At 32.0% G+C, this 24554-nt stretch carries 25 protein-coding genes, 3 pseudogenes and 1 riboswitch; of the genes and pseudogenes, 17 read left to right on the top strand and 11 right to left on the bottom strand.

Annotation, left to right across the window (positions count from 1 at the left end; translation table 11 throughout):
• The first annotated feature begins 13 nt into the window (after window positions 1–13).
• From KA926_RS06265 to KA926_RS06250, 4 genes are all read left to right on the top strand, one after another.
• A complete protein-coding gene (locus KA926_RS06265; RefSeq protein ID WP_245335835.1) occupies window positions 14–526 on the top strand; it encodes a GAF domain-containing protein in 513 nt (170 codons plus the stop codon).
• A 12-nt stretch (window positions 527–538) separates the two neighbouring features.
• Window positions 539–979, top strand: a complete 441-nt coding sequence (locus KA926_RS06260; protein ID WP_210143821.1) for a carboxymuconolactone decarboxylase family protein — start codon at window positions 539–541, stop codon at window positions 977–979.
• Window positions 980–997: 18 nt separating this feature from the next.
• Window positions 998–1744, top strand: a complete 747-nt coding sequence (locus tag KA926_RS06255; RefSeq protein WP_210143819.1) for an SDR family NAD(P)-dependent oxidoreductase — start codon at window positions 998–1000, stop codon at window positions 1742–1744.
• Window positions 1745–1864: 120 nt separating this feature from the next.
• Window positions 1865–2224, top strand: coding sequence for a 4-fold beta flower protein (locus KA926_RS06250; RefSeq protein ID WP_210143818.1), 360 nt, complete (start codon window positions 1865–1867; stop codon window positions 2222–2224).
• A 70-nt stretch (window positions 2225–2294) separates the two neighbouring features.
• Here the strand turns inward: KA926_RS06250 and KA926_RS06245 are convergent, their stop codons facing one another.
• Window positions 2295–2486, bottom strand: a complete 192-nt coding sequence (locus KA926_RS06245; protein ID WP_210143816.1) for a DUF488 family protein — start codon at window positions 2484–2486, stop codon at window positions 2295–2297.
• A 176-nt stretch (window positions 2487–2662) separates the two neighbouring features.
• Here KA926_RS06245 and KA926_RS06240 point away from each other — a divergent pair, with 176 nt between their 5' ends.
• From KA926_RS06240 to KA926_RS06210, 7 genes are all read left to right on the top strand, one after another.
• On the top strand, window positions 2663–3808 hold the full coding sequence (locus tag KA926_RS06240) for a globin domain-containing protein (RefSeq protein WP_210143814.1): 1146 nt from the start codon (window positions 2663–2665) through the stop codon (window positions 3806–3808).
• Window positions 3809–4115: 307 nt separating this feature from the next.
• A riboswitch (SAM riboswitch) is annotated at window positions 4116–4225 on the top strand.
• Window positions 4226–4318: 93 nt separating this feature from the next.
• On the top strand, window positions 4319–5134 hold the full coding sequence (locus KA926_RS06235; RefSeq protein ID WP_210143812.1) for a MetQ/NlpA family ABC transporter substrate-binding protein: 816 nt from the start codon (window positions 4319–4321) through the stop codon (window positions 5132–5134).
• Window positions 5135–5188: 54 nt separating this feature from the next.
• Window positions 5189–6121 (top strand): lactate/malate family dehydrogenase, encoded by a 933-nt coding sequence (locus KA926_RS06230; RefSeq protein WP_210143811.1) that lies wholly within the window; start codon window positions 5189–5191, stop codon window positions 6119–6121.
• Between the two features lie 259 nt (window positions 6122–6380).
• Window positions 6381–8243 (top strand): BglG family transcription antiterminator, encoded by a 1863-nt coding sequence (locus KA926_RS06225; RefSeq protein ID WP_210143809.1) that lies wholly within the window; start codon window positions 6381–6383, stop codon window positions 8241–8243.
• A gap of 77 nt (window positions 8244–8320) precedes the next feature.
• Entirely contained in the window at window positions 8321–10270 is a 1950-nt protein-coding gene (locus KA926_RS06220; protein WP_210144070.1) for a PTS fructose transporter subunit IIABC, read from the top strand.
• 16 nt (window positions 10271–10286) lie between these two features.
• Window positions 10287–11222: a mannose-6-phosphate isomerase, class I gene (manA, locus tag KA926_RS06215; protein ID WP_210143807.1), complete on the top strand. Its 936-nt coding sequence runs from the start codon at window positions 10287–10289 to the stop codon at window positions 11220–11222.
• 106 nt (window positions 11223–11328) lie between these two features.
• Complete coding sequence (locus KA926_RS06210; protein ID WP_210143805.1) at window positions 11329–12225, top strand: ROK family protein; 897 nt, start codon at window positions 11329–11331, stop codon at window positions 12223–12225.
• Between the two features lie 99 nt (window positions 12226–12324).
• Here KA926_RS06210 and KA926_RS06205 read toward each other — a convergent pair whose 3' ends face one another.
• The 4 genes from KA926_RS06205 to KA926_RS06190 all read right to left on the bottom strand — a co-directional run bounded on the left by KA926_RS06205 (window position 12325) and on the right by KA926_RS06190 (window position 16038).
• Entirely contained in the window at window positions 12325–12783 is a 459-nt protein-coding gene (locus KA926_RS06205; protein WP_046206676.1) for a threonine/serine exporter family protein, read from the bottom strand.
• Between the two features lie 11 nt (window positions 12784–12794).
• Window positions 12795–13547 (bottom strand): threonine/serine exporter family protein, encoded by a 753-nt coding sequence (locus KA926_RS06200; RefSeq protein WP_210143803.1) that lies wholly within the window; start codon window positions 13545–13547, stop codon window positions 12795–12797.
• 471 nt (window positions 13548–14018) lie between these two features.
• A complete protein-coding gene (locus KA926_RS06195; RefSeq protein WP_210143801.1) occupies window positions 14019–15299 on the bottom strand; it encodes a homocysteine synthase in 1281 nt (426 codons plus the stop codon).
• A 229-nt stretch (window positions 15300–15528) separates the two neighbouring features.
• Window positions 15529–16038 (bottom strand): hypothetical protein, encoded by a 510-nt coding sequence (locus tag KA926_RS06190; RefSeq protein WP_245335834.1) that lies wholly within the window; start codon window positions 16036–16038, stop codon window positions 15529–15531.
• A 216-nt stretch (window positions 16039–16254) separates the two neighbouring features.
• Between KA926_RS06190 and KA926_RS06185 the strand changes: the two are divergent.
• The 3 genes and pseudogenes from KA926_RS06185 to KA926_RS06175 all read left to right on the top strand — a co-directional run.
• A pseudogene (locus KA926_RS06185) lies at window positions 16255–16893 on the top strand (ABC transporter ATP-binding protein); the annotation flags it as partial.
• A 68-nt stretch (window positions 16894–16961) separates the two neighbouring features.
• Entirely contained in the window at window positions 16962–18095 is a 1134-nt protein-coding gene (locus tag KA926_RS06180) for an ABC transporter permease (protein WP_210143799.1), read from the top strand.
• Window positions 18096–18113: 18 nt separating this feature from the next.
• Window positions 18114–18764, top strand: coding sequence for a TetR/AcrR family transcriptional regulator (locus KA926_RS06175; RefSeq protein WP_210143797.1), 651 nt, complete (start codon window positions 18114–18116; stop codon window positions 18762–18764).
• A gap of 73 nt (window positions 18765–18837) precedes the next feature.
• Here KA926_RS06175 and KA926_RS06170 read toward each other — a convergent pair whose 3' ends face one another.
• On the bottom strand, window positions 18838–19308 hold the full coding sequence (locus KA926_RS06170) for a thioesterase family protein (RefSeq protein WP_019469948.1): 471 nt from the start codon (window positions 19306–19308) through the stop codon (window positions 18838–18840).
• A gap of 453 nt (window positions 19309–19761) precedes the next feature.
• On the opposite strand from KA926_RS06170, the gene KA926_RS06165 reads away from it, so the two are divergent.
• Both KA926_RS06165 and KA926_RS06160 read left to right on the top strand, forming a co-directional pair.
• Window positions 19762–20853 (top strand): YkvI family membrane protein, encoded by a 1092-nt coding sequence (locus KA926_RS06165; RefSeq protein WP_210143795.1) that lies wholly within the window; start codon window positions 19762–19764, stop codon window positions 20851–20853.
• A 105-nt stretch (window positions 20854–20958) separates the two neighbouring features.
• Window positions 20959–21165: a hypothetical protein gene (locus tag KA926_RS06160; protein WP_019469950.1), complete on the top strand. Its 207-nt coding sequence runs from the start codon at window positions 20959–20961 to the stop codon at window positions 21163–21165.
• A gap of 374 nt (window positions 21166–21539) precedes the next feature.
• Here the strand turns inward: KA926_RS06160 and KA926_RS06155 are convergent, their stop codons facing one another.
• From KA926_RS06155 to KA926_RS13910, 5 genes and pseudogenes are all read right to left on the bottom strand, one after another.
• Entirely contained in the window at window positions 21540–22382 is an 843-nt protein-coding gene (locus KA926_RS06155) for an urease accessory protein UreD (protein WP_210143793.1), read from the bottom strand.
• A complete protein-coding gene (gene ureG / locus KA926_RS06150; protein WP_107385730.1) occupies window positions 22382–22996 on the bottom strand; it encodes an urease accessory protein UreG in 615 nt (204 codons plus the stop codon). The genes KA926_RS06155 and ureG overlap by 1 nt, the downstream gene beginning before the upstream one ends.
• 13 nt (window positions 22997–23009) lie before the next feature.
• Window positions 23010–23699 (bottom strand): urease accessory protein UreF, encoded by a 690-nt coding sequence (locus KA926_RS06145; RefSeq protein WP_210143791.1) that lies wholly within the window; start codon window positions 23697–23699, stop codon window positions 23010–23012.
• Complete coding sequence (gene ureE / locus KA926_RS06140) at window positions 23692–24144, bottom strand: urease accessory protein UreE (protein WP_107385732.1); 453 nt, start codon at window positions 24142–24144, stop codon at window positions 23692–23694. Before ureE ends, KA926_RS06145 begins: the two co-directional genes overlap by 8 nt.
• A gap of 11 nt (window positions 24145–24155) precedes the next feature.
• A pseudogene (locus KA926_RS13910) lies at window positions 24156–24275 on the bottom strand (hypothetical protein); the annotation flags it as partial.
• Between KA926_RS13910 and KA926_RS06130 the strand changes: the two are divergent.
• Window positions 24259–24453 (top strand): annotated as a pseudogene (locus KA926_RS06130) (urea transporter); the annotation flags it as partial. The pseudogenes KA926_RS13910 and KA926_RS06130 sit on opposite strands and share 17 nt — an antisense overlap.
• Between the last annotated feature and the right edge of the window lie 101 nt (window positions 24454–24554).

Raw genomic sequence — 24554 nt, 5'->3', positions numbered from 1 at the left:
AGGAGTAATCATAATGACTAATAAATCCACAAACTATGGCAGTTTAGCTAAGCAATTAGTAGCTTTAATAGAAGATGAAGTAGAACCTATTACCATTTTTTCTAATATCTCATCTTTACTTTATTCAAATTTACCAAATGTAAATTGGCTAGGCTTTTATTTTATAAAAAATGAAGAATTATTATTAGGTCCTTTTCAAGGACAACCAGCTTGTTCACATTTAAAATTGGAATCTGGTGTATGCGGAGATGCTGTAACACAGCGTAATTTAATAAATGTAGAAGACGTTTACGAATATCCAAATCATATATTTTGTGATTCAAACAGTAAATCAGAAATCGTATTACCTATATTTGCAGATAATACGGTAATTGGCGTGTTAGATATAGATGCACCAACGATTCATCGTTTTAATAAAGATGATGAAGCAAATTTACAAAATATAGTAGAACTAATAGAGAGAAAATTAACAGAAACAGATTTAAGTATTATGACAGACGTATTTATCAATTATATTAAAAAATAAGGAGTGTATAAGATGAGTTTACGAATGAATTATGAAGAAATTGCCTCAGATAATATTGAACTAATGTATGAAATGGAAAAATTATTGAAAAAAAATACAATTGATAACAAGTTGCAAGAATTAATAAAAATAAGAGTTTCTCAAATAAATGGTTGTGCATTTTGTTTAAACATGCACACTACAGATGCTAGAAAACGAGGTATAGACGAAAAGAAAATTTATTTATTAAATGCTTGGGAAGATACTAATATATACAGTGACGATGAAAAATTAGCGCTTGAATTAGCTGAACATGTTACGTTAATTTCTAATCATAAAGTTCCAGATGAGCTTTATAATCGTGTTCGTAAAAAATACAGTGAAAAGGAATATGCTGATTTAATATTTACAATTGCACAAATTAATACATGGAACAGAATATCTATATCTATGGGTAATGAATACAATATTTAAGTTAAAGGAGTACAAAATATGTCTATAAATAATCAAGTTGCGATTGTTACAGGATCCGGTAGAGGACTAGGTGCTGCTATTGCTATAAATTTAGCAGAAAAAGGTGTCAATATTGTTTTGAATTATTTAAATGATGAAAAAAGTGTTCAAGATGTCCAAGAAAAAATTAAAGATTTAGGTTCCAACGCCATTATCGTACAAGCTGACGTTACAACCATTGATGGCTCGCAGCGTGTAGTTAATGAAGCATTAAAATCATTTGGTACTGTTGATATTTTGGTAAACAATGCAGGTCCATTATTTAGACCAATGTCAATTGAAGACATGACTTGGGAAGATATGTCTAAAAATTTAAATGAAGATATGGGCGCAGCCTTTAATATGACAAAAGCCGTTTTGGGTACTATGAAACAAAATCATTATGGTCGCATTATTTATATAGGATCATTATCTAGTGAAAAACCGTCAAATAACGTAGCTCATCATGGTAGTTCTAGAGCTGCAATAAGTACTTTTTCAAAATATGTAGCACTTGAAATGAGTGAATATGGTATCACTTCGAATGTTGTTGGTCCAGGTATGATAGAAACAGATCGAACTAAATCACAAACCAAGATTATTAAGCGTATTGCCGAAATAACACCTGCTAAAAGAATAGCTAAACCAGAAGATGTTGTTCGTGCAGTTAACTTTTTTGTGAATGACGATGATGGCTTTTACACAGGACATTACTTCCCTGTGAGTGGTGGATTGCATTTAAAATAAAAATGGTTTTAAAGTTAACTTTCAAATACTCACAACATTATTTTAGCTATAGCTATAATGAATTTTTCAATGGTAAAATATATTTTTAACTATAAAAATAAGTTTTAAAGAAGGTTTAAAATGAACTTTTACGACAAAAATGGTAATGCTACAGCCTATACCGAAGATAATATCCATATTTATCTTTTTAATGGTAAGGCAGTCGTTTATTTTCAATGTAATAAAGTATATGGTTTTAATGGGAGTCATTTAGGTTGGTTTGAAAATGGATGGATAAGAGATTTAAAGGGCAAATGTGTAATGTTTAACTCGAAAGCATCTGGTGGTCCAATAAAACCTATTAAAAACAAGGCTCCTGTAAAAAATATAAAAGAAGATACACCAATTAAAAAGAATAGAAAACAAGTTAAAATTAAGAATATATATCATATAGCTTGGTCACACTTAAGTGGCATAGATTTTTTATTACAAGGTGTTTGAAAAATGACTTTTTAAGTCATTCTTTTAAAACAACTGCTTGCATATGTTATTCATTTTTAGCACAAAATAACTAGGTCATAGTACTGTTATTTTGTGCTATTTTTATTTTCTTTAGACCTTTTTTATCATAATTCTTTTGAAAGGCAATATCATATATCCAACAATCTAAATTAGTTTCTTCTTTAAAAATACCATTAGACCCAATGCGATCTATTAATATACGAATACTAGAACCGCAAATATGCTCTGATTTTATAGTCATAACATTCTTTTCCAAACACTTGATTTTACAAAAATAATTTAAATAGTATGCTAAAGATAGGTTTTCATTAATATCTTAAAACGATAATAAAAATGTTAGTAATTTATTTGAATAAGGTGATTTAATATAATTATTTTGTCTTAATCTATCTTAAATTACTACTAAGGAGAGATTATATGTTAACGAATGAAGAAATCAAAATAATTAAAGAAACAGTGCCACTTCTAAAAGATGAGGGACAAAATATTACTTCTATTTTTTATAAAAGGTTATTTGAAGAGCATCCAGAATTAAAAAACGTATTTAACCAAACGAACCAGAAAAAAGGTTTACAATCTTCAGCACTAGCTATGGCTGTCTTAGCTGCAGCTGATAATATTGATGATTTATCTCCAATTGTTCCGGTTATCATGCCAGTGGTCTACAAACATTGTGCGTTACAAGTTCAACCTGAACATTATCCGATTGTAGGTGAAAATTTAATTTGGGCGATTCAAGAAGTAACTGGATTGACTGATGATAGTGAAATTATCCAAACATGGATTAAAGCTTATCAAGCAATCGCAGACGCATTTATTGGCTTAGAAAAAGAAGTCTATAGCCAAATGGCTTGGGAAGGATTTAAACCGTTTGAAGTCACTGATATTCAAAAAGAAACAGAAATCATTAAATCATTTACGATTCAATCAGAGGGTATTGATTTAAGCCAATTCACACCAGGTCAGTATATTACTGTAAATATTTCAAATAAGAAATTACCTTATCAGGCTAAAAGACATTATTCCATTGTAGATGGAAATCGTGATTATTTAACATTTGGTGTAAGAAAAGATTTTACAGAAGAACATGAAGGTGAAGTTTCAACGATTTTACATGACGAAGTTAAAATTGGAGATACATTAGAGTTATCTGCACCAGTGGGTGGTTTTGGTTTAGTAAATAAAGATAAAAAGCAATTACTCTTAGGTTCTGGCGTAGGTGTAACACCTCTTGTTTCAATGTATAGAGAAGCAGTTGAATCTAATGCAAATGCTACATTTATTCAGGTAACTTCAGATAGCGATAATATTGCTTTTGAAGATACACTTAAATCAATTAACGCAAAATCAGAGAAAAGTATATTCCATGCTCATTTACGTGATGAGGATGGTTATATAGAAAAAAAAGATCTAGATGCATATCTTGATGATGAAACAGAAATTTATATTTGTGGTGGAAGTTCATTCCTGAATTCAATGATGTTAAATTTACAAGCACTTGAAATTCCAGAAGAACGTATTCATTTTGAAGCATTTGTTCCAAGACTAAGTTTTTCTGTATAAAAATATAATATTTTTTGAAAATCATATTCAATGATGGTTAGAAAAGATTATAAAAAATGTATGCAAAAACGTCAATTTCTAATGGAATTGACGTTTTTTTATTATGTTTAGTAATTTTAAAAGTCTACTTAGTTTAAGTAGCTGAGTTACTAAATATTCACTACTTTTAGTGTAAATGTATTCGTTTCACATGGAACAATTTTATTAATATTAGATTAATCATTAATAAATTAGAATTTTCTAAAATTTCATTGACTAAACATGAGTGGAATGCTAGGATTAATACAACTCAAATACATATGATTGACTCTTATTTAGAGAGGCGGAGGGACGTGCCCGATGAAGCCCAGCAACCATCGTTTAACGAAATGGTGCTAATTCACAGAAAGTAACAATGATTACTTTCGAAGATAAGAGAAGGTGCATACTTTCTCTTTATTTTATTAAGAGAAAGTATTTTTTTACATAATGAGTGAATTTTATTTTTAGATAAAGTTAAGGAGAGATGTTATGAAAAAGGTCATTAGTTTAACTGTTTTATTATGTTTTGCTGTAATACTTGTAGCTTGTGGTTCGTCCAAAGATAAAGAGAATAAAAAGATCACAATTGCTACATCACCAGCACCTCATGGTGAAGTTCTAAAACATGCGAAAGAGGAAATGAAGAAAAAAGGGTATGATTTAGAAATTAAAGTTGTTAATGATTATAAAGTACCTAATAAACTCTTAGATAAAGGTGACGTGGACGCAAACTTCTTTCAACATGTGCCTTATTTAAAGGCTGAAAGAGAAGACCATAATTATAATATTGAAGAAGTAGGGAAAGTATTTACGACACCAATGGGTGTATATAGTAAAAAATATAAAGATATCAAAGACATCCCGAATGGTTCTACAATTTATGTTTCTAATAATCCAGCTGAAGAAGGACGTTTCTTATCATTTTTCGTAGATAAAGGGTTAATAAAAATTAAGAAAGGTGTCAAAATTGAAGATGCCAAATTTGAAGATATTGTAGAAAACAAAAAGAATCTCAAGTTTAACAATAAACAAGGGGCAGAATTTTTACCTAAAACTTATAAAAGTAAAGAAGGCGCAGCTGTAATCATGAATTCTAATTACGCGATTGATAATGGTTTAACGCCACACAAAGACGCTATTGCAATAGAAGGTAAATCATCACCATTTGCCAATATTGTTGCAGTTCAAAAAGGTCATAAAGATGATAAAAAGTATCAAACATTACTAAAAGTTTTACAATCTGAAGATATGAAAAAGTTTATTAAAAAAGAATATAATGAAGATGTTATACCTTATGAAAAATAAAAAACATTGATTTATGAATATAAGTTTTAACAAACAGAGGAGGTATGGTTAGACATGTCTAAGTTAGGAATTGTTGGACTTGGTAGAGTAGGCAGTCAAGTATTGACAGACGTTCAGTATTTGAATTTATTTTCAGAAATTGTATTGATTGATAGCAAAGAAGAAGTTGCAAGTGGTGAAGCGCTTGATCATAATCATTCACAAGGACTGTTTAATACAAGTCATGTGAGAATTAAAGCAGGCGCGTACCAAGATTTAGCTGACGCAGATTTTATAGTTATTGCCGCAAGTATACAAACAGATAAAAACGATGGCGACCGAACATTATTGGCACAAGATAACCATGACATTATAAAAAATGTGATGAAGCAAATTGCTGAAGTTACACAAGAAGCAATTATTATTTTAATTTCTAATCCAGTAGATTCGATGGTGTATTTTGCTAATCAAGTCAATTATCCATCGCATAAAATAATTGGGACGGGTACAGCATTAGAAAGTTCAAGATTCAAAACCATTGTTGCTCAGCATTACCAAATTGATCCTAAAAATGTTGAAGCCTTTGTTATTGGTGAACATGGTCAGTATGCAGTGCCTGTATGGAGCAAAGTACGTATTCACGGTATGGAATTATCAGAGTATGAAGCTTTAAGTCAATCACCAGCGATTGATAAGGCACATATAACGTCTATTATAAATGAAGTTTCAATGGATGTTTTTTATCAAAAAGGGTGGACCAATGCAGCTATTTCCAAGGTGACGACTGCTTTGATACAATCGATTGCTTTAAACCAGCGTACAATTATGCCATTAACATCAATCAGTCAGGAATATGGGCTAGATGATGGGGCGTATAGTTTACCGACATTAGTTGATCGGTATGGCATTATCCAAAGGTATCCTATAGCATTGGATGAACAGGAAGAACAACAGTTCATTGAAGCATATCAATATATCAGACAAACAATTAATATAGCGCAAAAATAAGCTCATTTAATATAGAGTGAGAAACATAAGTATCTCATAGCAAAAAATGGCAATTTCTAGATTTTATATAGAAATTGTCATTTTTTTATTTTGTACTCGCATTTTTGTTTCATTATTTCATTATTTCATTATTTCATCATTTCATCAAAGATATCTTAGTGTGACTTCTTGCTTTAATGTGAGGGTATGGCTACAATGTATTTAAATATTAATATTGAATTTAATAAAAATTCAAACGATTAGAAAGCGCGGTGCAATCATGTTGGTAAGACATGCTAAACTCATTAGGTTATTGCTAAATAACAGTAATCATTATCTAAGCGCAGATGAAATAGCAAGTTATTTAAATGTTTCAAATAGAACAGTGAGAAATGATATTAAATACATTAATAACGAAATTATAAATCATTTGATTACAAGTGTTAAAGGTAAAGGGTATAAACTCAATGGTGACCATTACGATGAGGCTGAATTAGAGACATTGGTACATTCGTTTTTAACGAAAGAAAATGAAAAATTAATGAAACTCGGTTACGAATTATTAATGTATCAAAAACCAAATACAATTGATCAAATAGAATCAGAATTTGTGATAACAAAAACGGAAGCTTATGATTATATAAATAGAATAAAAGCTTGGTGTGCGTCTTTTGATATTGATGTTGATGTCATTAAGAAAAAAGGTATTACCATAATAGGTAATGAAATGAATATCAGAAATGCGATATTACATTTAAATCAATTATCTAATAAGGAAAAGACAGTAGAAGCTTTTATACTTAATGAAATACCTCAAGCGCACATTAAATCTATCTGTTTTATTATTAAAAACAGATTAGAACAACATCATCTGTTTACTTCTGATATGCGTATTCAACAATTACTTATTCATTTGATTATTATTATAAAAAGGAAAAAAACAAGCGAAGATTCATGGGTGGTAAATAAAGAGGCAGAAGAAATAGCAATGCAATGTATAGAGGATATCAATCATAAATTAGCTTATGGTTTATCTAAAGATACTGCTAAGTTATTTTCTTTTTTTATTAGCTATTATTTTAATAAATATGAGTTGGGAATAGAAACACTCTTTATCGAAAGCTATGTAGCACGCATGATTAAGCACATGGAAAAAATAGTTGGTATCAATTTTACCCAAGACAATATTTTACGCGAAAATATTCAAGCACACTTTAGTAGAGCGTATTTGCGTATTGCTAAAAATGTATATATCAATAATCCATTAACTGATGAGATTAAAAAATATTATCCTTTTGTTTTTAATGCATTGTATGAAACTGTAAAATACCTGGAGAAAGATTCAAATCTAAACTTAGTAGAAGATGAGATTGCCTTTTTAGCATTACATTTTCAATCGTCCATTGACCGTAATAAAAAAGATGAAATTAATATTGTGATAACTTGTTATTATGGTTTAGGAATATCTAATTTGCTGGAAGTGAAAATTGCGAATTTAGATGATCATATAAATATTGTTGATACTTTAAAATTAGAGCGGGTGTCTCATTACGACTTTTCAAATATTGATATGCTGATTACTACGCATCCAATTAATACCAAGGATTTACCAGATACATTACACGTGATAGAGGTATCCCCTTTGCTTTCAGATAATGACATAAAACAAATTAAATTATTTATTAATAGTAAAAGAAATCCTGTGTTAAAACAGGATGAAATATCTGCAATTCAATTTGGTGTTCAAAAGATGACAGATGACGTAACTGTAACCCATATTTTTGAAAAAGCACAATCGCTTTTAATGAATCAACACGCTATTACGGAAAGTTATATGAAGAGTGCATTGGAACGTGAAAAATATGCTTCAACATATATAGGGAATGGTATTAGTATGCCACATGGTGACCCTGAAAAGGTGTTGCGTTCACAAGTCATTATCTTTAAATGTCCTCATGGGTTACTATGGAAACAAAATAAAGTTAAATTAGTATTCTTTTTAGCAATTGCTAATTCTGAAATTTCAGCAATGAAGAAAATAATACATGTGATCGCTGATTTAAATGAGTATGATGTCGATCATCTTATGACTATGGAAACACAGCATCTAAAACAATACATTATAAATTTAATCAAAGAATAATTGCCACTAGCAACGGCAATTATTCTTTTTATCTATTTTAGAAAACGTTTACAATTGGATGTGAGGAGGATGAAATGATGAAAATATTAGCGATTACATCGTGCCCAAATGGTATAGCGCATACTTATATGGCACAAGAAAAGTTAGAACAAGCAGCTCAAGAAATGGGTGTAGATATAAAAGTAGAAACTCAAGGTGGCGTTGGGGCAGAAAATGTTTTAACATCAAAAGAAATTAGGGAAGCGGATGGCATTATCATTGCAGCAGATAGACAAGTAGATTTGTCACGTTTTGATGGGAAATTAATCATAAATGAAAGTGTTCGTGAAGGTATTCATAAACCAAAAGAATTAATTCAACGTATTATTGATAAAGATGGACATATTCATCATGATCGTAACGGGGATACGAATCAAAAAGATGATGAACAAGATCAAAAAAGTGGGATGCAAATGGTCTATCAACATTTAATGAATGGTGTATCATTTATGGTACCTTTCATTGTAGTTGGTGGTTTATTGATGGCCATTGCCTTAACTTTAGGTGGGGAGGCTTCATCGAAAGGTTTAGTCATACCAGATGATTCTTTTTGGAAATCTATTGAAAATATTGGTTCTTTAGCATTTAGTTTTATGGTTCCAATATTAGCTGGCTATATCGCAGTTAGTATTGCAGACAAACCTGGTTTAGTACCTGGTATGATCGGTGGTGCAATCGCAGCAGACGGTAGCTTTTATGGCAGTGATGCAGGAGCAGGCTTTTTAGGTGGTATTGTTGCAGGATTTATCGCAGGCTATATTGCAAAATGGATAAAAAATATTAAAGTACCTAAAGCGATGGCACCTATTATGCCAATCATTATTATTCCAATCATCTCTTCATTGATTGTAGGATTAATTTTTATATTCTTGATTGGCGCACCAATTGCGAGTATTTTCGAAGGTTTAACAACTTGGTTAAAGAGTATGCAAGGGACAAATATTGTTATTTTAGCATTAATTGTTGGTGCAATGATTGCTTTTGATATGGGTGGTCCAGTAAATAAAGTAGCATTTTTATTTGGTTCAGCATTAATCGCAGAAGGTAACTATGCTGTTATGGGAATGGTTGCAGTTGCTGTATGTACACCTCCTATTGGTTTAGGATTGGCTACATTTATTAATAAGCGTAAGTTTAATAAAGGTGAAATTGAAATGGGTAAAGCATCATTTACCATGGGATTGTTCGGTATTACGGAAGGTGCTATACCATTTGCCGCACAAGATCCGTTAAGAATTATACCGTCTAATATGATTGGTGCGATGGTAGCAGCTGTAATTGCTGCAATTGGCGGTGTAGGTGACAGAGTTGCGCACGGTGGTCCAATTGTTGCAGTGCTGGGCGGTATTGATCAAATATTGTGGTTCTTTATAGCAGTAATCATTGGTAGTATCGTTACAATGAGTGTTGTTTTAATCTTAAGAAGACAAACACCATCACTTGCAGTTGATACGAACAATATTGAAATTGGCATGGATCAATCAGAAAATGAAGATGAAACAGCAAAAAATAGTGCATCTAAGACGGATAATCAAGCATTAGAAGAACAAAGTGTATTTAGTGAAGAAGTCATTCATATTTCAGAACAAACTTTATCCAGAGATGAAGCGATAGATCAATTAATAGAATATTTAAATGAACAAGGTTATATTACAGATCAATCACAATTAAAATCTGATGTCTTAAAGAGAGAGATGGAATCAACGACAGCTATTGGGATGAACGTAGCCATTCCGCATGCAAAATCAGATGCGGTTAAAACACCAATTGTTGCAGTTATGAATAATAAGCAAGGTGTGAAATGGGAAAGTTTAGATGGAACATTACCTCAATTGATATTCTTAATTACTGTACCAAGTGATAGTAGTGACACACATCTTAAATTATTACAAAGATTATCGAGAACTTTGATGGATGATGAGACTAGACAAAATTTAATAAATGCAACAAATAGTAAACAGATTTATAATATATTAAAAGATATTTAAGTGGAGGTATCATGCAATGCCATTATTTTTAAAACCTGTATTTCAAGAACGTATATGGGGTGGGACAGCTCTAAAAAGATTTAATTATCATATTCCGAGTGCGTATACAGGAGAATGTTGGGCAATTTCAGCGCATCCAAATGGTACAAATATAATAGAAAATGGAAGGCATCAAGGTAAGACGTTAGAAGAAGTGTGGAATGAAGATAAAGCACTCTTTGGTGCCTCAGGGAACACTAAATTTCCATTGTTAACTAAAATATTAGATGCAAATGATAAATTATCAGTACAAGTTCATCCAGATAATGCTTATGCCCAAAAACATGAAGGTGAATATGGTAAAACAGAGTGTTGGTATATATTAGACGCACAAGAAGATGCTGAAATTATTTATGGTGTTAATGCTAAAAACCAAATTGAACTAAATGATATGATAGACCAACAACAATTTGATGAGCTATTTCATAAAGTTAAAGTGAAAGCTGGAGATTTTTTCTATGTGCCTGCAGGTACAGTGCATGCTATCGGTGAAGGAATTTTAATACTAGAAACACAACAATCTTCTGATACAACATACAGAATTTATGATTATGAACGCACAGATACCAATGGTAACCAACGTGAGTTACATTTAGAACAAAGTAAAGCAGTAATCAATCTTGATGCTACTTCACCTAATACAACACCTAAACAAGAAGTAGTACAAGGACAAACATATACGCAATTTGTATCAAATGATTTCTTCACGGTTGAACGTTGGATGATCGATGGTGAGTTAAATTATGAAAAATCAAGCACGTATTGTCTTGTTTCCATTGTTGAAGGTAATGGTAATGTGAAAACGAATGATGAAGTGTACATCCTAGAAAAAGGAACACATTTTATATTGACGGCAGAAGATCATGACATAACATTTAACGGTAATATGACAATAATCATAAGTTATGTATAATGTTTAAGAGGTGAGAGGAATTGATTTGTACCAATGCAAATTAATTTAATCTACACCTCTTTTATCTATAATTGAAGCAATAATATGAATGATGGAGTGTATGGATATGTTGAAAATATGTGCAGATATAGGTGGCACGAAAACCATTGTAGGGCTTATAGACCGCGATTTATCAGTGATCGATAGTCAAAAATTCGAGACAGATGTCAATCATCCAGAGGTAGAATTTACAAAAATTATTAATATAGCGAATGAATTCAGCAAAAAATATAATGATGTAGCACAAAGTACGTTAAACATTGCGATGCCAGGACCTTGTGATTATACAGAAGGATTGTTTTTGAATCCGCCTAATCTACAGAAGTATATTGGTTTTAATGTTGGTGATTACATAAAGCAGCATAGTGCATTTCAACCACATTTCGTAAATGATACTGATGCAGCAATATTAGCGGAATATCAATATTTAAAAACAGATGCAGAAGATGTCATATACTTAACAATTAGCACAGGTATAGGCATGGCATATATAAGAAATGGTCAACTCGTTACAGGCGTCGATGGTAATTTTGGAGAAATTGGTCATACTATTATTAAAAATAATAGCGATTATCAATGTCCAGTGTGCCATCAGTTTGGATGTGTTGAAAATGAACTGTCAGGCTTAGCAATCAGTCGTAAAGCGAGCGATATTTTACAAAGAACAGTAAGTACTAGAGAAGCAATCGACATCTATATGAATAAAGAAAATGAAAATATCAATAATATGATGGATGAAGTAGTGTTACTAACACAACAACTGTGTACGAATTTATTTAATATATTTAATGTATATCATATTATTCTTGGTGGTGGTGTTACACAAAGTGCATTACCGTATAAAGAAAACATTGAAGTATATGCACAAAGGCATCATTTAATCCAAAATAAACCATTTCATATTAAAGTAAGTGATTTGGCATCAAATGTGCTAACGGGCCTTTATTATGTAAATGAACAATAAAAAAGTTTGCTGATTTATAAAAATAGCGAGTACCTGAAGTGATTAAATGGAAGTTTCAGATGCTCGCTATTTTTTGATGACTAAAATGATGAAGTGGATTTATAGTCTGTTGCGTTTAATTAAAATATATTTTCGTATGTTTAATGTTTTAGATAATTGATCAGAAAGCAATAGACCTAATGCAATAGAACCTGCAATTAAAATCGCTCGTATAAAGGTATTGGTAGCATCTGTGAAATTTAAAGTAACCAATTGCTGTGTTGCTCTAAAAGCGATACTCCCTGGGACAAGTGGAATGATGCCAGGAATCATAAAAAGTACAACGGGCGCTTTGAAAATACGACTCATGATATGTGCAAGTAAACCTAAAGTTAAGCTTCCAAGCAAACTGGAATATATACTATCCATTTCAAAGGATTGTTCTAAAATGTAGCTGACAAAATAGCCCATTGAACCTGCAAATCCAGCTGGAAAAAATAATTTTTTAGGGGCATCGTATATCACATTAAAAAAGTATGATGCGCTAAAGCTACATAAAAAAGTAAATAAAATTGTCATCATGTGACCTCCTAAAAAATTAAGTAAGCAATCGCAATACCTGAACCAATTGCAAAGGCAATAACGAGCGCTTCTAAAAATTTTGCTGTGAACATTAACATATGCCTGCTAAACAAGTCTTGTATCGCAGTCGTTATCAGTACACCAGGTACAATTGGCATAACGGATGCAATCATAGCTGGCCCAAAAGATTTATTGACTTGAAACAATTCTGATCCAAATATAACGATAGCACCTAGAATAAATGAACCTACAAACTCAGGTATAAACATAGTTAGTGATTTACTTTGCATATACTCAACGATTAGAAAACCTATGGCACCAGCAATAATCGTAGTAATCGCATCAGACCAAGCACCACCTTGTAAGTATAAAAAACTTAACGAAATAATACCTGCAGCGATCACTTTTTTCCATAATGGAATACTTAAATTAGATCGATCAATATTTTTCAACGCTTCAAATGCTTCTTCTATAGAAAGTTGATTGTCTGTGAGTTTACGTGAAATATTGTTAACTTGAAATATTTTAAGTAAATTAGTACTGTTTTTATCAATGCGTAAAATTCGAGTATCGTGTTCTTCACTTAATGAAAAATTGATAAATACATTAATGACATACCCTTGACTATTATAATAGCCCATACAAATGGCTATTCGTCTCATTGTATCTTCAACACGAGAAACTTCTGCGCCAGATGATAATAAAATTTTACCAGCAAGCAATATCACATTCATTGTTACTTTATCTTTGTAGTTGTCCAAAAGCGTACCTCCGACTTGATAAATAATATCATTATTATCCCAATATTAATATGTAATTTCAAAGAGAATTTATTAAATTTACAGAATAAAAAAATAGTGTGTATAGCTAGCGTTAGTCTTCGGGTTGTCTGAGGTCACCATTGCGAGGTGTCTAAAACATGGATGCTTAGCAAACTGAAGTTCAAAGGTTTACAGGATTTAAATAAGAAAAGTATGTACATAAAAAATTTGTTGTATTTGTATGCTTTACAAATACAACATTATGCTGCTGAAGAAAAACAGCTGTCTCAATTTTTTTAATATTTTGTTGGCAATTAAAGTCCCACTGCTCATATTAGTTGAGTTAGTGGGACTTTGTATAAGCTTTAGTTCAAATGAATATTCACTAATCAACTTTATTAAAAGAAACGATATAATCGTTTTGAATGATATTGATTTCTGTTTCCTGCACTAAAAGCAATGTATTTATTTTTATAAGACTTGTAATCCCTGATCAAGATCTGAAATGATATCTTCAATGTTTTCAGTACCAATCGATAATCTTACTAATTCTGGTAAAACTCCAGATGCTTTTTGTTCTTCAGGTGACAGTTGTAAATGAGTCGTACTAGCAGGATGAATAACTAACGATTTTGAATCGCCTACGTTTGCTAAATGTGAGAATAAATTTAAAGATTCAACAAATTTTGCAATATCTTCAACTGAACCATCTACACCAAAAGTTAAAATTGCACCTTGGCCATTAGGTAAATATTTTTCGGCTAGATCATGATATGCATTACTTTCTAAGCCGGGATAATTCACCCAGGAAATTTTAGGATGTTTCTCTAGATATTGGGCAACTTTAAGTGCATTTTCTGAATGACGTTCTAAACGAAGGTGTAATGTTTCTAAACCAATTAAAAATTCATGTACATTAAATGGTGACACAGCAGAACCAAGATCGCGTAATAATTGCACGCGTGCTTTTGTAATATAAGCAGCTTCACCTACATCATTTGCGTATGAAACGCCATGATAACTTGGATCTGGTTCGACTAACCCAGGGAACTTTCCATTATTCCAATTAAATTTACCACTATCGACAATGATACCACCGATGGAAGTACCATGTCCGCCTATAAATTTTGTAGCTGAGTGTATTACAATATCAGCACCATATTCAAATGGACGCAATAAATAAGGGGTTGGGAAAGTATTATCAACAATTAAAGGTATCTCATGTTCATGCGCAATATGAGCAACTTTTTCAATATCCAAGACATCTATTCTAGGGTTACCAATCGTTTCGGCATAAACTGCTTTGGTTTTATCTGTTAGGGCTGCTTTGAAATTTTCGGGGTCACTTGGATCAACAAAGTGTACTTTAATACCTAGTTTTTTGAAAGTGACATTAAATAAGTTATAGGTGCCACCATAAAGGTTTGAAGATGCTACTATCTCATCGCCACTTTCAACAATATTTAACAATGCTAAGTGAATCGCAGCTTGTCCAGAAGATGTGGCTAAGGCACCCACACCACCTTCAAGTGCAGCAAGGCGTTCTTCAAAAACATTTTGTGTAGGATTCATAATTCTGGTATATATGTTTCCAGGTTCCTCTAAAGAAAAAAGTTTTCTTGCATGTTCAGTATCATCGAATACGTAACTTGAGGTCTGATAAATTGGTACTGCTCGTGATTTTGAGAATTCATCTACTACTTGACCGGCATGGATTGATAAAGTATCTAAATGCCAATTATTTTGAGACATACATTGTCCCTCCTATATATATTTGAATTTTCTGATAATTAACACTATACAAGAGCAACTTTTTATTTTCAAGTATTCTTACTAAAAAAGTAAGGATTAAGTTTACAGTTATAGCAATAATGTATCCCCACTAGTATTAACAAATAACAAAATTAGTGGGGGAAGTTTATAAACAAAGTCTTTTTTTCTTGTTTACGATCATTATTTCCTAGGCAATTTCATCCATATATTAGTAATGTTGATGATGTGTATATTGATTGTGTGTGTCATTCATACTTTCATGATTTAAAATTTCAGCGTTTTGTTGTTGAAGTTGACTGTAATCTCCATCAGGTAGTTTGCTTTCTAGAACTTCGACTTTAGGATAAATGAATAGGGGGATGAAACCAATTAAACCGTAAATAATGAATGTATACATAAAATTGAACATATCAATGAATAAACCTGCTAATGAAGACCCTATAACTTGTCCAATAGCTAACATTAAAAAGGGGATGCCGATGCCTAAAGAGGCATTTTTAACAAATAGTTTAATTCCCCAAACCAAAAGTACACCAGTTAAGAATATATAGCTTAAGCCAAATAATGAAGCTGATATAAATGGTATGATCCAAATTTTTGGCGTGAAAGCAAGGGCAATTGTTGCGAGGGCAAGTGCAATAACACCTAAATTAAATGCATAACGAAGCCCCCCGTTTGTCAATAATTGCACCAGATATACCACGAAACCCATATTCATAAAATAATCGTTCAGCAGTTGATAATATATCTTGTCGCTTTTGTGACAATCGTCTCACACTTTCTAAATAGAATGACCGTTCTACTTGGAATTAACAGTTAAATAGCAAAATGTCAAAAAGCTATAAAAATAATATGATTTTACATTTAGTATATCAAAGTGTAATATAACAATAAAGTGAGTATTCACTCACTATTAGTGAGGTGAGGTGTAAAGATGATTGAAGTGAATAATTTAAGTAAATCTTTTGGTGATAAACAAGTATTAAAAGATATAAATGTTGCTTTTGAAAAAGGTGAAATCGTCGGTTTAATTGGTCCATCTGGAACTGGTAAAACAACATTAATTCAATGTATGTTAGGTATGGAGCGTATTGATGTAGGTTGGGTAACGATAGATGACGTTGAAATGCCCAATAGAAAAATTTTAGGTGATATTGGATATATGGCTCAAAGTGATGCACTTTATACTGACTTGACGGGGAGAGAAAACTTAGAATTTTTTGGCAGTATATACATAAAAAAAAGAAAAGACATCAAGAAACGTGTGGAAATATGTAGTAATATGGTGAAACTTCAAGAGGCATTAGATAAAAAGGTATCGACATATTCTGGAGGCATGAAACGCAGGTTGTCATTGGCTATTAGTTTTTTACAAGATCCTAAAATATTAATACTAGATGAACCTACCGTTGGTATTGATCCTAAACTTAGACAAGCGGTATGGAAAGATTTGGATGCGGCAAAATCAGAAGGAAAAAGTATTCTTGTCACAACACATGTGTTAGATGAAGCTACACGCTGTGACAGACTATTACTTATGAACCATGGTGAAATTATTGCAATGGGCTCACCGTAAGATATTAAAACCCAGTATCAATCTGAATCAATTGAAGAAGTGTTTTTGAAAATGGAGGACTAAATATGAATGCATTTTATATTACTAAACGAATTTTCAAACAAACAATCAGAGACATACGTACGTTGATGTTATTGCTAGTAGCACCGTTGTTAATATTAACGCTACTGTATTATATATTTACAGTTTCAGACAACTCAAATGGTGTGAAGGTAGGTGTTCATGATATTCCTGAATCACTGAAACAAGAATTACAATCACAAGACATCACGATTGAAAATTTTAAAAATCATAACAATATAGATGACAAGATAAAAGAAGATAATTTGACTGGGTTTATACACATGCAAAATCATGAGTTAGAAGTCACTTTTGCTAATGATAATCCTACAGATAAGGGAGTCATGGCTTCTACAAACCAAAAGTGGTTAACCAATCATAATATGAGTCAAATGAAAGAAAATACGAAATCATTAAAAAAAGCATTAGAGCAAGTTCAATCGCAAATACCTGACAATGCTAATACAGGTCAAAGTATGACCGAGAATCGTGAACCGATAAAAATTAATACACATTATTTATATGGGGATAAAGATGCTACATATTTTGATACGATTAATCCAATTTTAATAGGATTTTTCGTCTTCTTCTTCACATTTTTAATTTCTGGCATCGGTTTATTAAAAGAGAGAACCTCAGGAACGCTAGAACGATTATTATCTTCTCCTATTAAGCGAAGCCATATTATTTATGGCTATATTATGGGATATGGTATTTTTAGTGTTATTCAAACGTTTGTAGTAGTTATTTATGCCATATATGTATTAAATATAGCTGTTGAGGGATCGATTTGGTTAGTTCTAGCTACAACAGTATTAACAGCACTCGTAGCTTTAACGTTTGGCATACTGTTGTCTACTTTTGCATCTTCAGAATTTCAAATGATTCAATTTATACCACTTGTAATCGTACCGCAAGTATTATTTGCAGGTTTAATACCAATATCATCGATGAATATAGGCTTACAATACTTTGCACATTTGATGCCATTATTTTATACCGGACAAGCTATGCAAGATGTAATGATAAAAGGATTTGGTGTGCAGGATATTTATATCAACTTGGGTGTATTATTGGGTATTTTTGTAGTATTACTAATATTGAATATTTTAGGAATGAAGCGTTATAGAAAAGTTTAAATATAGGTGGTATCATACATGAATCGAAATATTAAAGATATCGTGGAAGAAATTGTACCTAAATTAGAGCATTTAACTGAAAAGCAACGTTTAGTGATTGAAAGTGCTCTTATACTTTTTAGTGAAAAAGGTTATAAGCAAACAAGTACAAGTGATATTGCTAAGCGGGCAGGTGTTGCTGAAGGTACAGTATATAAACAGTTTAAAAATAAAGAATCATTACTCTATGCAGGCCTGGTGCCTATTATAAAAGATAACATAGCGCCTACTGTAGCAGAGGAGTTCTTAAGTGAATTGCATCGCTCAAGCAACTTGGAATCATTTATAAATACATTTGTAGACAATCGTTCTAAATTTATTTATGAAAATAGAATGCTGTTAAAAGTATTCTTTAATGAAGCGATGACAAGTAAAACATTTCAGTCGGTGTTGTTAGAAGTATTTAATAAGCGTTTAGTTTCTCATTTGAAACCAATGATCAATAAGATGATAAGTTGCAATGAAATGCGGCATGTTGAAGCGGAGTTTTTTGTACGTAGTTTAATTGCTCAAACGATCAATTTAAATATTGGTTATTTAATTGATTTAAATTATAAACATGACGATGTGTATGAAAACCATTTATTATTTACAAAGGAAAGTCTTTACTACATGTTTACAGCAAAATAACATAAAAGTTCAATTAAAATAATGAAAGTAGAACAGAAATGAATGTTGGATTTCCGTTCTACTTTTATGTTTGCTATTTTCTAGGTATGCCAATAACATGACCTAGTTGTGAAGGCGCGTTAAATGGCTTTTGCATATTAAAGGCTGCTTGTATTTTCTCTAGAATAGGCTGTGGGAATGCCATGCTACGACGTGTAACTTTACTAACGCCTATCATGATCACTTCATATGTAGCAATGCGCTCATCATTATCATTGTACATTGTCAGAAATAAATGTACTCTTTTCGCATCATAATCATAAATATGTACTTTAACGTAAAAGTCATCATCTAAGACGAGTTCTTTTAAAAAGGAAATGTGTGCCTCCAAACTAAAAATAGTAATTTCATGTGTTTGTCGATAAGAAACATATAAGTCGACTGATTCGAAAAATCCAACGACGACATCACTGAAAATGGAATAATATTGTGCATCATGCATATGGTTATTGTTATCTATCCAAGATGGTTGCACGGTGTTTTTATAAATGTATTCCTCTGCCACAAAATCACTCCTAAAGTATAAATTTAATAGTAGCCTATATTATTGTAACAATATTAAACATTTTAAGTTAGTAATTTGATTGAATCTGTACATAATTCAATATTACTTATTGAAAATGTGGAATTGATAAACGAATTCAAGTAAGTTATCATAAAAATGTAAACGCTTGCATTTCGGATGTTTTGAGTTTATATCTTTATTTATAAATTTAAAATAAAAGGTACAGAAATTTTGAATTCAAACAAATTTCAGTATCGTACTAAGGTTTGGATGGTAAGGATAAAAGGGTACAGGATTAAGGTCCTGTGAAAATAATATGTTAAATTCACAAACATATTTGAAACTTGCGCATCCTTTGCCAATATCAAAGATGCATGCGAGTGAAGTGATATTATAAGCGTTTGCGAAAGCTTATAAATGAAATTCAATGTAACTTTAGCGAAGGGGATTTATATGAAAAGGATATTTTTAATAGGTAGTGCATTCATCGGTATTATCGTGGGTGCAGGTTTTGCTTCAGGGCAAGAAATACTACAGTATTTTACTAGCTTTGGAACGGTGGGCATACTCGCGGGTATTGTTTCTACCGTGTTATTTGCCTATGTAGGTATGATGCTAGTATGGTTAGGCAGTATATTTAAAGCTGAAGGGCATAACGACGTGATACATAAATTGACTGGTGGTACAATGTTTGGCAAAGTCATTGCTTGGTTAGTAGACATTGTGCTCATTATTGCATTATTTGGATTTGGTGTCGTTATGCTTGCAGGTGGAGGTTCAAATTTTGAACAACAATTTGGCATACCTGCTGTGTACGGTACTGCACTTATGGTTATATTAGTACTCGTATTTGGTATGTTGCGTGTGGATAACGTTGTTAAAGTAATTGGTAATATTACACCTTTATTGATTATCTGTATTGTTATTGTTGCTATATATTGTTTGTTTACGATGTCAGGTTCGTTTAGCGAATTAGATACATTGGCTAAAAGTCATACATCTGCTGTTCCTCATTGGTTTATCGCAGGTGTGAATTATGTTTCGCTTAATGTAGGATTAGGTGCATCAATGTCAATTGTTATGGGAGGTAATGAGAAAAATAGTAAAGTTGCTGCATGGGGTGGTTTAGCCGGTGGTATTGTCTTAGGGTTAATGATTATGATTAGCCATTTGGCAATTTTTTCTAAGATTGAAACAGTTGGCCACTTACCGTTACCAATGTTGGGACTAGTCAATGATATTTCACCTATTTTAGGCGTGTTTATGTCAATTGTTATTTATTTAATGATTTTTAATACATGTTTAGGTATGTTTTATTCATTAGCTACACGTTTTACTGAAATTGAGACGAAGCAATTTAAAATATTTTATACGATATTTACTTTAATTGGTTTTGCAATTAGTTTTGCAGGTTTTACAGATTTAATGACATTTTTCTATCCGGTAATAGGTTATATGGGCATCATTATTATAATCGTATTAATTTATGCACCATTTAAGGTGAGAAGAATAAAAAAACAAGGTGAATCATTACAAGATTTGTAAAACATCATTTAGAAATAACTATATATTTTTTGTAGCGTAAATATTAAGATAAAATGTACGGATAAGAAATAATAACTATTGAAATCCGAAAGGAGCCAATCTCAAATGGTTTATGTTGCATTAATCGTATTAATTATAGCGATTATATTACTGATTTATTCTATTGCACTGCTAATGGGGAAAGATGGGTCATTATTTAGCTTATTTACGCATGAAGAAAAATCATTAAAAAAAGGGCAAAAGTTAGCGATTTATATTGCGACAATTTTATTGTTAGTCATTAGTATCGTATGGTTGCTAAATATTATTTAAAGTAAATGGTATGAAAGTTGTTATTACATTATAAGTACTTCCAGACTGTCGACAAAGTCTTTGACTTTGTTGGCAGTTTCTTTGTGCACGCTTTCCGCGGGCACTGCCTTAGCCTGTAGTCTTCGGCTAGTGCTATTCCCGCAGGAGTCGGCATAAATCACTGCCAATATTATAATATATGTAAATTAAATAGTGATGGAAATGGTCTGATAGACCACTGCTATTTGAAAAATAACTATATAAATAAAAATAAACAAACCCTACGCATTAATTTGCACAGGGTTTGTCTAAATTCTTTTTATTGAGTTGAAACTGTATGTTTCATGCTCTTTAAGGTTGGAATTGCTATTTCATAATATACAACATGATTAAATTTAATATTTTCTTAAGAAATTGACTTCTCTGTTAAAGATATGCTGTGCAACGTACGTTTGAACAGCATTTAAAATGCGCTCGATAATTTGTGTTTTATTTGATAAGATTCGAATGCTGAAACCATGCGTTGGTAATTGCGTAATACCAAAACGACAATGATATAGTTTATGATAATGCTTGATGTAAGCATAAACGTCATCTATAAAAGTTTGATTGACTTCAGGATGTATGAAATAGCATGAACCTAAATGTGTATAGTCTTCCATATATCCTAAGCCATCAACTTTATTTTTAGTTGGATCAAGTAACAAATTATCAAATGTTACGAGTTCATTTTCAACATAAATTTCATTAAGTAGATGCATATACGTATATGTGAAGGCTTTATCTTCTTTTGAATAACCGGGTGTCAGTATATCTGTATAGAATAGTGAACCACTAGCACTCAAATTAAACGTATTATGTTGGAAAAACTTAGCGTTTTCAAAGGCGATAATAGGATCGCCGACATATTCAATATAAGCATTGTCTTTAATGTTAAAACTTTGATATTGTTCGACATGATCATTTAATGTTTTATAGATTTTTGTCGCACCTTGTGAAGTTAAAGTTACATTTGCATTTTCTTCTGCTGTGAAATCCATTTTGTAACGGTCACCATCTAAATAACCACCACCTACATTTACAATATAAAATGTAGGTATATCTGAGCCGTTTAAGTAGACTGGGCGTATGACTTTTAATGCCTTCTCAAAAAAGATATCACGCGCAACAGATTTTCTACCATTATTAAAAACAGTTAAATCTAATACGCCAGTCCATTTTTGCTGTGCATTTGCCATTAAGCTAAACCTTTAAGAAAGACATCCTGATCTATCCATTCGATAACCTTATCTAAGCCTTCATCTGTTTTAAGATTAGTAAATGCAAATGGTCTTTTGCCTCGGAATGTTTCAGTATCTTCAGCCATACGTTCTAATGAAGCGCCGACATACGGAGCCAAATCAGTCTTGTTAATTACAAAGAAATCAGATTTAATCATGCCTTGTCCGCCTTTGCGAGGGATTTTTTCCCCTTGAGCAACGTCGATAATATATATAGAAAAATCGACTAACTCTGGACTGAAAGTCGCAGCAAGGTTGTCGCCACCAGATTCGATAAAGATTAAATCGATATCTTCATTGCGTTCTTTTAATTCATCGATAGCAGCAAAGTTCATTGAAGCATCTTCACGAATTGCTGTATGTGGGCAGCCACCTGTTTCAACACCGATAATGCGATCTGCAGGTAACACGCCTGAATTAACTAAAATCTTTTCATCTTCTTTTGTATAAATATCGTTGGTGATGACACCTATGCTAAATTCTTTAGATAATTGTTTCACTAATTTTTCAATAAGTTGTGTTTTCCCTGCACCTACAGGGCCACCGACACCTATTTTAACTGTCTCTGTCATTGAAAATGCCCTCCTAAGATATGAATATTCTTACATTTACGTTCTCATGTTCCATCTGGTTGATTTCTAATCCGGGTGCAGTGATACCCAATTGTGACTCTTCTAATGTCATAATATGATTTCTTGTTTCTTTCATAAAGGGAATCATTTCATGGACGATCCTTTGACCAGCAGTTTGTCCTAAAGGAATCGCACGAACTGCGTTTTGTGTTAAACTCGATACATTTTGATATAAATAGTAATCGATAATCATTTCAATATCGACACCTAAATAATGACCAAGCATAGTAAAACAAATCGCCGGATGCAATTTTGCTTTTTTATTTTTGTTTTGCGTTTGATACCACTTTATCCATTCACTATCGTAAAGTTCTGCTGCTAGTTTGACCATGCGATTACCCATTTGTTTTGCCCCTTGTCTGGTTTCTTTAGGTAAGTTTTGTACAAAAAGAATGCGATCTAAATACAAAATTTTTTCAGTGTTATGATGATTTAGTGCATCGTAGACTAAGCGCATCGTTAAGCCGTCAGCAAACGAAAGTTGTTCATTTAAGAATAATTCAAGCCATTGTTTAAAAGATGCTTCATCATGGACAATATCTCTTTGGATATATGTTTCAAGTCCGAATGAGTGACTGAAAGCGCCAGTCGGAAATTGAGAATCACAAAATTGAAATAAGCGTAAATGTGCATGATCAATCATGTGAATGACCTATATGTCTGAATGCTTGGTTTACTTTTCTATCTTCATGGCTGTAGGGTATGCCTAAGTCTTTCAATAAATCCTCGACGAGATAGTCATATTGTACAAGCATCTCTGTTTCTGTGAATTGTGCTGGTAAGTGTCGATTGCCCAATTGATGAGCAATGTCACCCATTTCTTGTAATGTACGTGGCTTGATAACTAATAAATCTTCTGAATTGACGTCTACAATAATCATATTTGTATCGTCTTGATATAGAATATCACCGTATTGTAAATCGATTGGCTGTTTTAAGCGAATGCCAATTTCATTACCATGATCTGTTGTAACACGTTGAATACGTTTCACTAAGTCAGAATTTTCAAGGTAAACTTTTTCAACGTGTTTGTTTTTTTCATTTTGTGCAAGATTTGCAATATTACCTTTAATTTCTTCGATGATCATACTTTATCCTCCTAGAATAAGAAATAACGTTGCGTTAGTGGCAACTCAGTAGCTGGTTCACTTGTTATTTTCTTACCATCGACAAATACTTCATAAGTTTGTGGATCTACGTCTAGTTTAGGCGTGGCATTTAAAACTAGAATTCCAAGGTATATGAGTATTGTACTTGGTGTTTTACTGACAGTGGTTATACATGCAGGCATGATTACATTACTAACACCATTTGGATTACCTGTCTTTACTTTACCGTTTATTATTGCTACATGGATTATGTTATTCGCAGGCAATCGTATGCGTGTACAAAAATAAGTAACCACTGAGGCATGCAGTTTAATTAAATGTACAAACTAAGTATAATGAAAGAGGATGAACTTTGATTATGCGTTTATTATTTAATAAAAATTGTTGAA

The organism is Staphylococcus sp. GDY8P94P, assembly GCF_017892255.1.
GTDB classification, from domain to species: Bacteria; Bacillota; Bacilli; order Staphylococcales; family Staphylococcaceae; genus Staphylococcus; species Staphylococcus cohnii.
This window is presented reverse-complemented; position numbering and strand designations above follow the sequence as displayed.